Annotated in this window: 1 pseudogene; it reads right to left on the reverse strand. The window is 42.4% G+C overall.

Annotation, left to right across the window (positions count from 1 at the left end):
• Positions 1–210, reverse strand: a pseudogene (locus CP370_RS09805) (hypothetical protein); the annotation flags it as partial.

Raw genomic sequence — 210 nt, forward strand, 5'->3', positions numbered from 1 at the left:
TTCGCCTGTACTGTCATCGTTGAAGGTTACAGTTGCCTTACCCTTATCGTCGACTTTAATAGTCTTGATTGGGGCATCTGGGTTAGCTTCTTTGATTGCGCCTTCTACTGCTTGTTTTTCCGGTTCCGTTAACTTATCTGTATTATCAACTTTGACTTCTTTGCCAGGTTTCAGTTCGTACTTATCGGCGTCTTGCTTTGCTACTACATT

Origin of the sequence: Lactobacillus sp. UMNPBX19 (assembly GCF_002553805.1) — a bacterium.
Taxonomy (GTDB): Bacteria; Bacillota; Bacilli; order Lactobacillales; family Lactobacillaceae; genus Lactobacillus.